Here is a 13,953-nt window from a genome sequence, read left to right on the forward strand (position 1 = left end):
CCCTCAACACTCGGCCCACAGCAGCTTCCCGCCCTTCGACGCGCCCAGGTCCCCCAGCACGGACGCCCCCACCGCGTCCGCACAGGCCCGCACCAGGTGCAGCCCGCGTCCACCTTCGGCGTCCCACGGGGCCACGGCGCCGGCGGTCTCGAATCCGGGCGGCACCTTCGGGTCCGTGTCCCATACGGCGACTCGGAGGCGACCCGGTTCCATCGTGCGCAGACGCAGGGCGTAGGGGCCGGTGGTGTGGAGGTGGGCGTTGGTGAGCAGTTCGGAGGCGAGCAGCTCGGCGGTCGGGGCGAGGGCGGAGAGCCCGTGGGCGTCGAGGACCGTACGGAGGGTCGCGCGGGCGATCCCCGGCGCGTGTGGATCGTGCGGGAGGTGAAGGGTGTACGCCCAGGGCGGGGTTACGGTGGCCATGGAAGTCTCCGGTCACTGAGGGGAGTTGGGGGTGGGGGTCTGGGTGAGAGGCCCAGTCGTAAGGTAGCGGCAAGTTGTAAGTTGTTAGACCCAGATTCGCGAAGCTCTTCAGTATTCACGCGTGCGGGTGACGTGGAGGACTCGAACGTTGGCCATGAGAAGCACCCCCACCGGCCGCCAACTCCGGCTGGGCGCCGAGCTGCGCAAGCTGCGTGAACGTGCGGGCCTGACCTCGACACAGGCGGCACAGCTGCTGGGCATCAAGCAGAACCAGGTCAGCAACATCGAGGCCGGCCGCCACGGCGTGAGCCCCGACCGTCTGCGCACCATCGCCTGCAGCTACGACTGCTCGGACCGGGCCCTGATCGAGGCGCTCGCCGCCATGACTCCCGATCGGAGGCGGGGCTGGTGGGAGGAGTACCGCGAGCTGCTGCCCGCCGTACTGCTCGACCTCGCCGAACTCGAACACCACGCGGTACGACTGCGCACCGCGGTGACTGTGCACATCCCCGGCCTCTTCCAGACCACGGAGTACGCCCGCGAGCTCTTTCGCCAGGCCGTTCCCCAACTCCCGCCACCTGCCGTGGAACACCGGGTGTCGTTCCGAGTGAAGCGACAGGCCGTACTCTTCCGTGATCCGCCGACAGCGCAGCAAGTCATCATCCACGAGGCCGCTCTGCGCATGCGGTTCGCCGGTGCGACGGTCACCCGTGACCAGCTCAAGTACCTCCTGGACATGAACGAGCGGGACAACATCTCCCTCCACGTCCTGCCGTTCGACTCCAGCATCTTCCCGGGCTCAGGACAGTCGATCTACTACGCCGAGGGGCCCGTGCCGCAGCTCGACACCGTCAACCTCGACCAGTCGCACGGGCCCGTCTTCCTGGACGCCGAGGCCCAACTGGACAAGTACCGCGTCCTCCTGGAGCGCATGGAGGCGGCGGCGCTCTCGCCCGAGCGGTCCCAGCAGTTCATCCACACCATCCTCAAGGGCCTGTGAAGGAGCCCCGATGCCCAAGCTCACCTGGCAGAGGTCGTCCTACTGCCCGGAAGGCAACTCCTGCGTCCACGTCGCCGTCACCACCGAAACGATCCGCCTCACCGAGAGCGGCGACCCGACCGCAGCGATACTCACGGCCACCCCGGCCGCCTTCGACGCCCTCCTCACCGCCCTGAAGAAAGAAACGCCCCGTGTCTGACGTGCCCGACGACCTCACCTGGACCCGCGCCGCCCCGCCCGACGCCACCGGACCCGGCCCCTGGATCGAGATCGCCTTCGGCGAAAGCCAAGGGGACGACGGGGACGCCCCCGTCTACCTCCGCGAGACCAGCGACCCGGACACCGTCGTCACGACGAACCGCCGCAAGTGGGACGCCTTCGTACTCGGCGTCCAGGCGGGCGAGTTCGACCACTTCGTGGAGGGCTTCGTCGAGAACCCGGAAGACCCGCCGCACGCATAGAACCGTGCGCGTCGGCGCGAGCCTGTGCGTCCCCTGTGGACCGGGTCAAGCCGCCGCCATCCGCCGCCCATCACGCGGCCACTGATCAGCAATCCCCCAACCGCCTTGAGTAAGGCGGAAGTCAGGATTCCGCAACGCGTCTTGTTGTCGCGTACTCAACAAGCCACAGTCGGCAGCGGGCCGCCGCCCGCTGCCGGGGACCACGTACCGGTGGCAACACCCGCACCGCCCCTGTTCAACCACTCTCAGGAGGCAGTCCGTTGCGTACGTCACCCCCCAGACCCCGCCCCATACGCACCAGATGGACCCGAATCGGATCCACCGTCGCGGCCACCGCCGCGCTCGTGTTCGCCGGACTCGGCACCGCGGTCGCCCCGGCGAGCGCCGCCCCCGAAGCCACTGGCGGTTCCACCGCCGCGAAGGCCGCTCCCTCCACGGTCACTTGGGCGGCGACCCCCTGCGCCACGCCCAAGAAGAAGGGCGAGCTGGCCTGCAACTCCGTCCGCGTCACCGGCGGCGTCACCGCCTTCCAGAAGCACCAGGCCGCACTCGACGGCGTCACCCCCAAGGCCGCCGACGCCGCCACCCCCTCCGGCTACGGCCCGTCCGACCTCCAGGACGCCTACGGCCTGACCGCCGCGGCAGCGAGCAGCGGCTCCGGCAGGACCATCGCCATCGTCGACGCGTACGACGACCCGAACGCCGCCGCCGACCTCGCGAAGTACCGCTCGTACTACGGCCTCCCCTCCTGCACCACCGCCAACGGCTGCTTCAAGAAGGTCGGCCAGACCGGCTCGACGACCTCCCTGCCGAGCGCCGACAGCGGGTGGGGCCAGGAGATCTCCCTCGACCTGGACATGGCCAGCGCGACCTGCCCGAACTGCAACATCCTGCTGGTCGAGGCCTCCTCAGCCTCCATGGCCAACCTCGGCAAGGCGGTGAACGAGGCGGTCACCCTCGGCGCCAAGTACGTCTCCAACAGCTACGGCGGCTCGGAGTCCTCCTCGGACACCTCGTACGACTCCTCGTACTTCAACCACCCCGGCGTCGCCATCACCGTCAGCGCGGGCGACGAGGGCTACGGCGCCGAATACCCGGCCGCCTCCAAGTACGTGACCTCGGTCGGCGGCACCAAGCTCGCCACCTCCTCCACCACCCGCGGCTGGACCGAGTCCGTCTGGAAGACCAGCAGCACCGAGGGCACCGGCTCCGGCTGCTCGGCGTACGACGCCAAGCCGAGCTGGCAGACCGACACCGGCTGCACCAAGCGCATGATTTCGGACGTCTCGGCCGTCGCCGACCCCGCGACCGGCGTCTCCGTCTACGACTCCTACGGTGTCACCGCCGGCTGGTACACCTTCGGCGGCACCAGCGCCTCCTCGCCCATCATCGCGAGCGTCTACGCCCTCGCCGGCACCCCGTCCAGCGGCTCCTACCCGGCCCAGTTCCCGTACGCGCACACCTCCGCCCTCAACGACGTGACCTCCGGCAACAACGGCACCTGCACCACCAGCTACTTCTGCACCGCCAAGGCCGGCTACGACGGCCCCACCGGCCTGGGCACCCCGGCAGGGGTGAGCGCCTTCACCGGCTGACCCCCTGTCACCAGATGGGCGAACGGGCCGCGGCACCCAGCCGCGGCCCGTTCGCCATGCCCGCGTTAGCCTTCACCTGGGACTCACCGAGGTCACCCGCAGAACACCGGCGCGATCACCGAACCATGCCGTAAGAGGGGACAACGACGGAACCACACCACAGGTTCCGCCCAGTCCTCATTGCCCGGCGTAACCTACCGTGATACACAGAGTGACGATACGACTCCCTAATTACCGTTCCAACGTCTGTTCGAGGGATTCCCTGGGGGCCGACGCGGAACAGTGGCAAGGTATTCGTACGAAACCCGCCAATCAATGACGCCAAGTCGACATGCGACGGCGCCGTTGTCGGCGACAATGAGGCCTGACCTCTGCGCCAAGGCAGGGGGAGCGGAACTACCCACCAGGGGCGGTGACTTACATGTTCTTTGCGGCCGACAAGGGAGACATCAACACCATCATCGGCGGGATCGCTCCGGACTGGGGGCCCTTCGGCAGCCTGGGCAACGAGGCGAAGGTGATGATCGAGGTCGTGATGGCGGTGGCCATCCTCCTCTGCCTCGGCATCGCCATCTGGGGTGCCGCCAAACAGCGCATCGGCGCGACGGCCCTCCGGGACACCTTCAGCGCGGAACAGGGCAAGGGCCTCATCATCGCGGGCCTGACGGGCGTATTCATCATCGGCTCACTGGGCACGCTGTTCACCATCGTGTACGGCATGGCCGTGTAGCGGGCGACCACCGCCCCTGCGCGGCACGCCCGCCCGGTCCCCCCTCCACCCCCACCCGTCCGTCGTGCCCACCGGCTGAGGTTGCGTTTCCCTGATGTCGAGTCACCACACCGCGCCCGCGCGGGAACCAGCACGGCTACCGTCGTACTCGTACGCGTATTCCTACGCGTTTCCGCACGACGTCGAGGGGGCGTACGCGGCATGAGTCTCGAGGACGACCAGGGGACCTCCGGCGGCTACGGCGGCACCGGCCACACCCGCACCCGCCTGCCCGACCGGGGCGCCGACGTCTACGGCGGCGCCCGCCGCGGCCGCTCGTCCTCAAGAAGCCTGGTCACGGTCGTCGGAGTCGTCGTCCTCCTCATCGCCGCGATCGCCTTCGCGAACCGCGGGGGCGACGATCCCGACAAGACATCGTCCTCAGGATCCCAGCCGGACGCCTCCAGCACGGCGGCAAGCGGAACGAAGCCGGTCAAGTCGGGCTTCGCCCAGAATGAGCAGGGGGCGGAGAGCGCGGCAGCGAACTACGCGGTGACCCTTGGCTCGACCGGCATGTTCAACAAGGGCACCCGGCACTCCATCGTGACCTCGCTCTACACCCCCACCGCGGCAACAAAGCTCCAAGACGCCATGGACCAGGCGTACTCGGCTGACTTCCTCAGCAAGTTGGGCCTCGACGCGAACGGCAAGGCGCCGGAGGGCAGCACCTTTGTGTCCCGCACCATCCCTGTGGGCACCACGGTCTCCCAGTTCAGTGACAACAGCGCGAAGGTCGCGGTCTGGTACATGGGCCTCATCGGCATGTCCGGCACGGCGTCGACCGATCCAGTCACCTCGACCTGGAAGACGTGGACATTCGACCTGCAGTGGGTCGACGGCGACTGGAAGGTCGCCTCGGACACGCAGACAGACGGGCCCGCTCCCGTACCGGGCGACGACAAGGCCGCCAGTTCTGACGAGATCAGCAAGGCCATCGAGGAGTACGGAGGGTTCACGTATGCCCGGTAGCCGTCACCGCGCGCTCCAGCTCACCGGCCTGGTAGCCGCCGTACAAACAGGTGCTGTTCTGCTGGCCACCCGTGCTTTCGCGGCGCCGACGCCGACGCCGACGCCGACAGCCAGCAACGAGCCCTGCGACCTTCTGATCGGCCCCGCCAAGCAGTACTGCGAAGGCGACAGCGGCTCCGGCGGCGCCCGCCGATCCACCGGCAACAACCCCCTCACCGACACCCTCGACCCCCTCTCCTCCCTGGCAAAGGGCTGCGCCGACGCCGCCTCCTGGACCGTCGACCAGCTCAGCAAGGCCGTGAAGGAGACCGCGAACGTCGACTTCACCAACCCGAAGTTCCTCCAGCAGTACGCCGTGGTCTTCGCCGCCTCCGCGATCCTCACGCTGCTGCTGTGGCTGCTGGCCGTCGCCAAGCGGGCCGTACGCGGCGTGCCCCTCACCACCGCCATCAGCGAAGCGATCGGCTTCCTCTGGCTCACCGTGCTCGCGTCCGCCTTCACGCCACTGATCCTCTACACCGTCGTCTCCGCGACGGACGGCGTCAGCGAGGTCCTGGCGAAGACGACGGGCAACCAGACGGACGCGTTCTTCGGCACGTTCTCGCAGGCCCTCGACAAGGGCGACGACATCGGCGGCGGCCCGATCATGCTGATGCTGGTGTCGCTGGTGTCCATCGTCGCCGCCGGGGTCCTCTACCTGGAGCTGTACCTGAGGGCCGTCCTGCTGTACGTCGGCGCCCTCCTCGGCGTCGTCGTCTACGCCGGCCTCGTCGACAAGAACCTCTGGGGCCACGTCCGCCGCTGGGCGGGCGTGATGATCGCGGTCATCCTGGTCAAGCCGGTGATCGTGATCGTCCTCGGCCTCGCCGGGGCGCTGGCCTCCGACGGCGGCCCCGACTCGGTCGCCGCGATCGTCTCCGGCCTCGCCATCATCCTGCTCGCGATCTTCGCCAGCGGCATGATCTACCGCTTCGTCCCCGGCTTCGGCGACGAGATCGCCAACTCCCGCAACAACCGCATCATGCGGGGCGCGGAAGGCAAGGCCGCGGCCGTCATGACCTCCCCGGCGACCTTCGTCGCCCAGGGCATCAAGACCCACAGCACCCGCGCCGACAGCGGCGGCGGCCAGAGCGGCTCGGGCGGCGCGCGCCCGAGCAACCCGGCGTCCGGCGGTGTCGCCGCGCACAGCTCGCGCAACGCGAACGGAGGCGGCGGATCTGTCCCCTCCGCCGCCCCCGCACCCCGCGCGGGCAGCCCGGTGAACACCCCGCACGCCAGCAACAACCGCAACAGCAGCACCAACAGCACGGGAGGTGAAGGGCGTTGACGACCGAGTCCCACGTGTCCCATCCGGTCACGCCCCGCCGTACATATCTGATCGGCCGCGCCCGGCCGAACGCGATCGTCGGCAGGAATCGTGAATCCGGCGAGATCGCGCTCATCATCGGCGGCGCGTTCCTCGGAATGATGTGCGGGCTCCTCGTCCCGGTGCTGTCACTGCGCATCGTGCTGCTGACGGGCTTCCCCATGCTCGCGCTGGCCGCGGTCTACGTGCCGTACAAGCGCCGCACCTTCTACAAGTGGTTCGAGATCAACCGCAGCTACAAGCGCAGCCTCAAGCAGAGCGCCACCTACCGCTCCGGCGTCGTCGAGGCCGGCACCGCTCTCGACGGCCGCGAGGTGGAGATCGGCCCGCCGCCCGGCATCGGCCGCATCACCTGGCTGGCCGCCCCGTTCGGCCCCGACGAGATCGCCGTACTGCTGCACGCGGACCGCCGTACCGTGACGGCGGCGATCGAGATCGAGGGCCCCGGCGTCGGCCTGCGCGACAGCGAGGACCAGGAAGCCCTCGTCGACCGCTTCGGCACCCTCCTCAAGCACGTGGCCAACGGCGACGGCTTCGTCACCCGCCTCCAGATGCTCGCCCGCACCCTCCCCGCCGACCCTGACGCCCACGCCAAGGACGTCGCCGTACGCGGGGACGAGAAGGCACCGCCGTGGCTCCAGCAGTCGTACGACCAGCTGCAGTCGATGGTGTCGACCAGCAGCGAGCAGCACCGCGCGTACCTCGTCGCCTGCATGCACTTCACCCGGGAACTGGCCGCCGAGGCGCACACCATGGCACGGGCGGCACGGCCCCACAACGGCCGCAAGCTCGACCGGGACGCCGGCCTCGCCGTCGTCATGGCCCGCGAGCTGACGGACATCTGCTCCCGTCTCCAGGAGGCGGACATCCGCGTCCGCCAGCCCCTCGGCCAGGGACGGCTCGCCTCCCTCATCCACTCCATGTACGACCCGGACCACCCCATCGACCACATCCAGGCGATGACGAAACGCAACTCCTGGCCGGCCGAACTGGACGCCACCCAGCCGACCTACCTCCAGGCGAAGACCCGCGAGTCCTCCACCCGCGCCCCCTGGTGCCACGCCACGGCCTGGGTGAAGGAATGGCCGATGACCCCGGTGGGCGTCAACTTCCTGGCGCCCCTGCTGGTCCACACCCCCGACGTCATCCGCACGGTCGCCGTCACCATGGACCTCGAACCCACCGAGGTCGCCATCGAACGCATGCTCACCGAGAAGACCAACGACGAGGCCGAGGCGTCCCGCGCCGCCAAGATGAACCGGACCGTCGACCCCCGCGACGTCGCCTCCCACAACCGCCTCGACCAGCGCGGAGAGGACCTCGCCAGCGGCGCAGCCGGCGTCAACCTGGTCGGCTACATCACGGTCTCCTCCCGTACCCCCGAGGCCCTGGCCCGCGACAAGCGGACCATCAGGGCCTCGGCCGGAAAGTCGTACCTGAAACTGGAGTGGTGCGACCGCGAGCACCATCGCGCCTTCGTGAACACACTTCCGTTCGCCACCGGCATTCGAAGGTAGGGGCCGCCGCATGCGGGATCCGATGTCCATCCTCACCGACGCCTTCACGTCCTTCCTCTTCGGGAAGGTCGAGACGACCCGCCTGCCGGTCCGCACCTCCACCGGCCAGGCCCAGGCCGTCTACCTCCCGACCGCCGCCCCCGGCCTCGGCGACTCCGGCGTCATCATCGGCCGCGAGGTCTACTCCGGGAAGGGGTACATCTACGACCCCTTCCAGCTGTACGGCCAGCAGCTCCCGGCACCGCACTGGCTGGTCCTCGGCGAGTCCGGCAACGGCAAGTCGGCCCTGGAGAAGACGTACGTCCTGCGCCAACTGCGCTTCCGCGACCGCCAGGTCGTCGTCCTGGACGCACAGGGCGAGGACGGCGTCGGCGAATGGAACCTGGTCGCGGAGGAGCTGGGGATAACTCCCATCCGGCTCGACCCGATGGCGGCCCTGGACCACGGAATCCGCCTCAACCCGCTGGACCCCGCGATCACGACCACGGGACAGCTGGCGCTGCTGCGCACCATCATCGAGGTCGCGATGGGGCACGGCCTGGACGAGCGGTCGGGCTTCGCGCTGAAGGTCGCGCACGCCTTCGTCAACGAGACGATCGTCGAACGCCAGCCCGTCCTCACCGACATCGTCGAGCAGCTACGGCACCCCGAGCCGGAGTCGGCCGAGGCGATGAACGTCGACATAGAGGACGTCCGGGCATGGGGCCTGGACGTCGCGCTGGTCCTCGACCGTCTGGTCGACGGTGACCTGCGCGGCATGTTCGACGGCCCCACGACCGTCGGCATCGACCTCGACGCGCCCCTGATCGTCTTCGACCTGTCCCACATCGACCGCAACTCCATCGCCATGCCGATCCTGATGGCGATCGTCGGCGTGTGGCTGGAGCACACCTGGATCCGCCCCGACCGGAAGAAGCGCATCTTCCTGGTCGAGGAGGCCTGGCACATCATCAACAGCCCCTTCGTGGCGCAGCTCTTCCAGCGGCTGCTGAAGTTCGGCCGCCGCCTCGGCCTGTCGTTCGTCGCGGTCGTCCACCACCTGTCGGACGTCGTGGACGGAGCGGCGGCGAAGGAAGCCGCCGCGATCCTGAAGATGGCGTCCACCCGGACCATCTACGCCCAGAAAGCCGACGAGGCGAGGGCGACGGGCCGGGTGCTGGGCCTGCCCCGCTGGGCCGTGGAGATCATCCCGTCCCTCACACCTGGCATCGCCGTGTGGGACGTCAACGGCAATGTCCAGGTCGTCAAACACCTGGTCACCGAGACGGAACGCCCACTCGTCTTCACCGACCGCGCCATGACCGAGTCGTCCGCCGACCACCGGCTGGTGGACGACGCCCTGCGCGCGGCCGAGCTGGAGGCGGAGGAACGCGCGGCGGCGTTCGTGGAACAGCACCTCGGTGACTCCGAGTCGACGGTGGCGTAGGGCGAAGCACGAGCGGGGAGCGGGCAACCATGAGACCGGGTGACGAGCGCTACCGCCGACCGGACGGCCAGGGAGGCATGCCCGACGGCATGCTGGTCGGCATCCTCGCCTTCATCCTCGGCATGACCGTCCTGGTCTGGACGGCCACCGGCCTGGCCGGCCTGTTCGCGCACGGCGCCTGGCCCACCGGCGTCACCTTCACCCGCACCCCCCTGGCGATGCGTCACCTGATCGCCCGCCCCCACGACATCCCCGGCGCCTGGCCCACCGCCGACCCCGCCGACGTCTCCGGCTACGGCCTCTTCTGGGGCCTGTTCATCGGCCAGCTGATGATCCTGGTCGTCCTGACGGTGTTCGTCCTGGGCACCCTGGCCCGCTGGAAAGCGGTCCGGGTGAGGAAGCGGACAGGGGAACCGCACCCGGCACCGACACCGGACACCACCGCCTACGACGTCCCGGCCCAGCGGCCGATGCCCGAGCCGCTCCATCCCGGCACCGCCACCCCCCACCAGCCACCGCTGGAACATTTCCCCACACCGGCCGCACCGATGGCGCAGGAACACGCCCACCAGCCACGACCCGCGCAGCCCTCCAGCGCCCACCCCACGGCCCCCCTCACCGCGACGCCCGCGCCCGCCCAGCCGCTCGCACCCCAACCCTTCGCGGCTCAGCCTCTCGCCGCTCAGCCCCTCGCCCCGCTGGCCACCAGCAACCACCCGGGCGCGTGGGAAACCCCCCGCACCGAAGCCACGGTCCACTACGGCCCCCCGGCGGCCCGCCACACCACCGCGACCCAGGCCGTACGCGACGCCGAGGGCCCCGCCCTCGTCCTGACCTCGAACCCGGCCCTGTGGCAGGACACCAAGGACGCCCGCGCCAAACTCGGCCCGGTCCACGTCTACGACCCCGCCCACCTCTGCGACACCCCGGCCCGCCTCCACTGGTCCCCCACGGCCGGCTGCGAGAACAAGCAGACCGCGGCAGCCACGGCCACCGCGCTCCTCGCCCCCATCCGCCCCACCGCGAAAATCGACCAGGCCGTCACCGACGTGGCCGAGACGCTCCTGCGCAGCTACCTGCACGCCGCCGCGATCGACGGCCGCACGATCCGCCACGTCCACCGCTGGTCCCAGGGCCTCCAGATCCAGGACGCCGTACGAACCCTCCGTACCAACCCCAAGGCGGCCTCCGGCTCCGCGGGGGAACTCGAGGCCGCTCTCACCGCCCACCCCGAACGCCGCGACATCGCCCAGGAGTTGGCCGCCCGAGCTCTCTCCGCCCTCACCACGGTCAACATCCGCGAGGCCTGCACTCCCAACCGAAGTGATGCCCTCGCCCTGGATTCCTTCGTGGACGAAGGGGGCACGCTGTACGTGGTGGGTGAATCCATCGAGGACCCCCGGACGAACCCGGGTGCGATGCCACTCCTCACGGCCCTCACCTCAAGCGTGGTCGAGCGCGGCCGGCACATGGCCGAACGGTCATCCTCCGGTCGCCTCGACCCACCACTCACCCTGGTCCTGGACGACGTCGCCGCGGTGGCCCCGCTTCCCCAACTCCCGGACCTGCTGGCCACCGGAGCGCACCGGGGCCTGCCCACCCTGGCCCTGCTCCGCTCCCGCGAACAGGCCAGGACCCGCTGGCCGAACGCCGAACTCCCGGCATAACCCCCGCCACCACACGCACCCGCGTCAGTCCCGGCCCCGCTCCAGCACGAACTCCAACTCGTTCTCCCCCGGCGCCGCCGTCAACGGCACGGTACGCCCGGTCGGCACGAATCCCACCCGGCGGTAGAACCGCTGCGCCCGCCCGTTCTCCTCGTGCACGATGAGCCGCACCCGCTCAGCTCCCCGCCCCCACGCCCACTCCAGGCCGGCGTCGAACAGCACCTCGGTCAGCCCGCTCCCCCGCTCCTCGGGACGCACGAACACACCGACGATGTGGCCCTGCCGCAACTCCACCGGGAACCCGGCCCAGTCCGTCGTCCCGCGCTCCTCCAGCAGCACCGTCAGCGTCCCCACCCAGTGCCCGTCCGGGTCAGCTGCGATGATCTGCTGCGTCTCGAGCGCCCCCTCGGCGCCACCGGCCGTCCGCTCCTTCCAGAAGGCGTCGGGCCTGGCAGCCGCCTCCTCGTAGGTCTCCAGGAAGGCGAGGTGCGCGACCGGATCCCGCAGCGCCGCAAGCCTCAACTCCTTGGCGGCGGGCCACTCGTCAGCGCGCACGGACCGGATCACGTAGCTACTCATACGTCCCACGCTAGTACCTCGGTACTACACCGCTCATCGCATATACGACCTGGGACCTGCGCCGACGCCGACCGCACCCCTCACTATGGATCTCGTGGCGGAAGAACAGGCGACGCAGAGCCCGCTGGCTCAGGACCGCGCGGCAGAACCCCTCACCGAGTACGTCCAGCGCGTCAGCCGACGAGTCCGCGCCTTCGACCGGCGCCACCCCCTCCTCTGGGACCTGCACCTGACCGGCTTCTGGGTGACGGCGGCCCTGATCGACTACCTCGGCGGCGGCTGGCGCAACGTCACCCGCAACCCCGACCTCCCCGGCTGGCTCCTCCTCACTCTCAGCCTGGGCCTCTCGCTCCCCCTCCTCCAGCGCCGCGCCCACCCCAGGGCCGCACTCCTCACGATGGCCCCGTTCGCGCTGGTCAACGCCTGGACCGGAGCGGCCCTCCAGGTCGCCATGCTCCAGATGCTCGTCGTCTTCCACCTGGCCTTGCGCCGCCCTCCGCGCACCCTGTGGTGGGCGACGGCCCTGATCCTCACGATCGACACCGTGACGACCCTGCACCACCCCCGTGAGAGCCCTGACCAGCGCATCGTCCCCATGCTGATGTCGATCATCGTGGCCGCGGCGATCGGCATCACGGTCCGCACCCGCCGCAACTACACCGAGGCCCTGGAGGACCGCGCCCGCCGCCTGGAGATCGAACGCGACCAGCAGGCCCGCCTCGCCGCCGCCGCCGAACGCGCCCGCATCGCCCGCGAGATGCACGACATCATCGGCCACAACCTCTCCGTCATCACCGGCCTCGCCGACGGCGGCCGCTACGCCGCGACGAAGACCCCGGAACGCGCCGCCGAGGCCCTGAACGCCATCTCCACCACCAGCCGCCAAGCCCTGACGGAACTCCGCCGCCTCCTGGACGTCCTGCGCGACGAGCACGACAACAACAAGGACCCCGCCGCCCCTGAGCTCGCCCCGCAACCCTCCCTGACCGACCTCGACCACCTCATAGCCGGCGTACGCTCCGCCGGCCTGCCCGTCCACACCACCGTCCACGGCACCCCGACCCTTCCCCCGGGCCGCCAGCTCACCGTCTACCGAGTCATCCAGGAAGCCCTCACCAACACCCTGAAACACGCCGGCCCGGAGGCCACGTCCCACATCAGGCTGTCCTACGAGGACCAGGGCGCCGTCACCGTCACGGTCACCGACACCGGCCAGGGCGGCGCACCGAACGGCACCACCGGCCGCGGCCTTCCCGGCATGCGCGAGCGAACGGCCCTGTACGACGGCACACTTGAGGCCGGCCCCCGCCAACCCCCCGACCGGGGCTGGCGTGTCCACCTTCACCTCCCGGAGGAATCCCCGCAGTGACCACGGTCCTCATCGCCGACGACCAGCCCCTCCAACGCCTCGGCTTCCGCATGCTGCTGGAGAGCCAGGACGACATGACGGTGCTGTCCGAGGCGACGAACGGCAGCGAGGCGGTCCGTCTGGCCGCCGAGTTCCACCCCGATGTCGTCCTGATGGACGTCCGCATGCCCGGCCTGGACGGCATCGAGGCCACCCGCCGCATCACCGCGGTCGGCGACCGCACCCGCGTCCTGATCCTCACGACGTTCGACCTGGACGAGTACGCGTACGCGGGACTGCGCGCCGGCGCTTCCGGCTTCCTGGTGAAGGACGCCCAGCCGGAGGATCTTCTCTCCGGCATCCGCTCGGTGGCGACGGGCGACGCGGTGGTCGCCCCCAGCCTGACCCGCCGCCTCTTGGACGCCTACGCCCAGCACCTCCCGCTGCCGGATCCCCACGCCGACGCCCCGCAGCTGCCGGACCCCCGCCTGACTGCCCTCACGGACCGCGAACGGGAGATCCTCACCGTCATCGGCCTGGGCTGGACGAACACCGAGATAGCCGCTCGGCTCCACCTGGCCGAATCGACGGTGAAGAGCCACGTGGGCCGTGTCCTCTCGAAGACGGGTTCCCGGGACCGCATCCAGGCGGTCATTCTGGCCTACGACACAAGACTGGTGAATCCGTCCTGAACTGATTCCGTCCTGATTCCGTCCTGAAAGACCCTGGAACCCTGAAAGACCCTGGAACGCAGAAAACCCCCGTGCCCAAGGCACGGGGGTTTTCCCAAAAATTGTTCGGCGGCGTCCTACTCTCCCACAGGGTCCCCCCTGCAG

The 13,953-nt window shown here is 69.9% G+C and carries 14 protein-coding genes; 12 read left to right on the plus strand and 2 right to left on the minus strand.

Annotated features, from left to right (window positions below; translation table 11 throughout):
- Positions 1–3 precede the first annotated feature (3 nt).
- Positions 4–420 carry an ATP-binding protein gene (locus tag ACFYRY_RS22580; RefSeq protein WP_389148279.1) on the minus strand — a complete coding sequence of 139 codons (417 nt, stop codon included), beginning with the start codon at positions 418–420 and terminating at the stop codon, positions 4–6.
- 154 nt (positions 421–574) lie between these two features.
- Here ACFYRY_RS22580 and ACFYRY_RS22585 point away from each other — a divergent pair, with 154 nt between their 5' ends.
- The 10 genes from ACFYRY_RS22585 to ACFYRY_RS22630 all read left to right on the plus strand — a co-directional run bounded on the left by ACFYRY_RS22585 (position 575) and on the right by ACFYRY_RS22630 (position 11,190).
- Complete coding sequence (locus tag ACFYRY_RS22585; RefSeq protein WP_389148282.1) at positions 575–1,420, plus strand: helix-turn-helix domain-containing protein; 846 nt, start codon at positions 575–577, stop codon at positions 1,418–1,420.
- A 10-nt stretch (positions 1,421–1,430) separates the two neighbouring features.
- Positions 1,431–1,619: a DUF397 domain-containing protein gene (locus tag ACFYRY_RS22590; protein WP_389148285.1), complete on the plus strand. Its 189-nt coding sequence runs from the start codon at positions 1,431–1,433 to the stop codon at positions 1,617–1,619.
- Positions 1,612–1,881 (plus strand): DUF397 domain-containing protein, encoded by a 270-nt coding sequence (locus ACFYRY_RS22595; protein ID WP_389148288.1) that lies wholly within the window; start codon positions 1,612–1,614, stop codon positions 1,879–1,881. The genes ACFYRY_RS22590 and ACFYRY_RS22595 overlap by 8 nt, the downstream gene beginning before the upstream one ends.
- Positions 1,882–2,141: 260 nt before the next feature.
- Positions 2,142–3,476, plus strand: a complete 1,335-nt coding sequence (locus ACFYRY_RS22600) for a peptidase S8 (protein WP_389148291.1) — start codon at positions 2,142–2,144, stop codon at positions 3,474–3,476.
- 421 nt (positions 3,477–3,897) lie between these two features.
- Positions 3,898–4,206 carry a hypothetical protein gene (locus ACFYRY_RS22605; RefSeq protein ID WP_356777353.1) on the plus strand — a complete coding sequence of 103 codons (309 nt, stop codon included), beginning with the start codon at positions 3,898–3,900 and terminating at the stop codon, positions 4,204–4,206.
- Between the two features lie 201 nt (positions 4,207–4,407).
- Positions 4,408–5,214, plus strand: a complete 807-nt coding sequence (locus tag ACFYRY_RS22610) for a hypothetical protein (protein ID WP_389148294.1) — start codon at positions 4,408–4,410, stop codon at positions 5,212–5,214.
- Positions 5,204–6,541: a hypothetical protein gene (locus ACFYRY_RS22615; protein WP_389148297.1), complete on the plus strand. Its 1,338-nt coding sequence runs from the start codon at positions 5,204–5,206 to the stop codon at positions 6,539–6,541. Before ACFYRY_RS22610 ends, ACFYRY_RS22615 begins: the two co-directional genes overlap by 11 nt.
- Entirely contained in the window at positions 6,538–8,097 is a 1,560-nt protein-coding gene (locus ACFYRY_RS22620) for an SCO6880 family protein (protein WP_389148300.1), read from the plus strand. Before ACFYRY_RS22615 ends, ACFYRY_RS22620 begins: the two co-directional genes overlap by 4 nt.
- Before the next feature lie 10 nt (positions 8,098–8,107).
- Positions 8,108–9,523, plus strand: a complete 1,416-nt coding sequence (locus ACFYRY_RS22625; protein WP_389148302.1) for an ATP-binding protein — start codon at positions 8,108–8,110, stop codon at positions 9,521–9,523.
- Between the two features lie 29 nt (positions 9,524–9,552).
- On the plus strand, positions 9,553–11,190 hold the full coding sequence (locus ACFYRY_RS22630) for a type VI secretion protein (protein WP_389148305.1): 1,638 nt from the start codon (positions 9,553–9,555) through the stop codon (positions 11,188–11,190).
- Between the two features lie 24 nt (positions 11,191–11,214).
- Here the strand turns inward: ACFYRY_RS22630 and ACFYRY_RS22635 are convergent, their stop codons facing one another.
- Entirely contained in the window at positions 11,215–11,769 is a 555-nt protein-coding gene (locus ACFYRY_RS22635; protein WP_389148308.1) for a GNAT family N-acetyltransferase, read from the minus strand.
- Between the two features lie 85 nt (positions 11,770–11,854).
- Between ACFYRY_RS22635 and ACFYRY_RS22640 the strand changes: the two genes are divergently transcribed.
- Complete coding sequence (locus ACFYRY_RS22640) at positions 11,855–13,138, plus strand: sensor histidine kinase (protein ID WP_389148311.1); 1,284 nt, start codon at positions 11,855–11,857, stop codon at positions 13,136–13,138.
- Positions 13,135–13,809: a response regulator gene (locus ACFYRY_RS22645; RefSeq protein WP_389148313.1), complete on the plus strand. Its 675-nt coding sequence runs from the start codon at positions 13,135–13,137 to the stop codon at positions 13,807–13,809. Before ACFYRY_RS22640 ends, ACFYRY_RS22645 begins: the two co-directional genes overlap by 4 nt.
- The last annotated feature ends 144 nt before the right edge of the window (positions 13,810–13,953 follow it).

Source organism: Streptomyces sp. NPDC005263, from assembly GCF_042872365.1.
Lineage (GTDB): Bacteria > Actinomycetota > Actinomycetes > Streptomycetales > Streptomycetaceae > Streptomyces.

What these genes read in the sequence shown, in the direction of transcription:
- ACFYRY_RS22580 (WP_389148279.1), bottom strand. Translation starts at nt 420, where the DNA reads ATGGCCACCGTAACCCCGCCCTGGGCGTACACCCTTCACCTCCCGCAC.
- ACFYRY_RS22585 (WP_389148282.1), top strand. Translation starts at nt 575, where the DNA reads ATGAGAAGCACCCCCACCGGCCGCCAACTCCGGCTGGGCGCCGAGCTG.
- ACFYRY_RS22590 (WP_389148285.1), top strand. Translation starts at nt 1,431, where the DNA reads ATGCCCAAGCTCACCTGGCAGAGGTCGTCCTACTGCCCGGAAGGCAAC.
- ACFYRY_RS22605 (WP_356777353.1), top strand. Translation starts at nt 3,898, where the DNA reads ATGTTCTTTGCGGCCGACAAGGGAGACATCAACACCATCATCGGCGGG.
- ACFYRY_RS22610 (WP_389148294.1), top strand. Translation starts at nt 4,408, where the DNA reads ATGAGTCTCGAGGACGACCAGGGGACCTCCGGCGGCTACGGCGGCACC.
- ACFYRY_RS22615 (WP_389148297.1), top strand. Translation starts at nt 5,204, where the DNA reads ATGCCCGGTAGCCGTCACCGCGCGCTCCAGCTCACCGGCCTGGTAGCC.
- ACFYRY_RS22625 (WP_389148302.1), top strand. Translation starts at nt 8,108, where the DNA reads ATGCGGGATCCGATGTCCATCCTCACCGACGCCTTCACGTCCTTCCTC.
- ACFYRY_RS22630 (WP_389148305.1), top strand. Translation starts at nt 9,553, where the DNA reads ATGAGACCGGGTGACGAGCGCTACCGCCGACCGGACGGCCAGGGAGGC.
- ACFYRY_RS22635 (WP_389148308.1), bottom strand. Translation starts at nt 11,769, where the DNA reads ATGAGTAGCTACGTGATCCGGTCCGTGCGCGCTGACGAGTGGCCCGCC.
- ACFYRY_RS22640 (WP_389148311.1), top strand. Translation starts at nt 11,855, where the DNA reads ATGGATCTCGTGGCGGAAGAACAGGCGACGCAGAGCCCGCTGGCTCAG.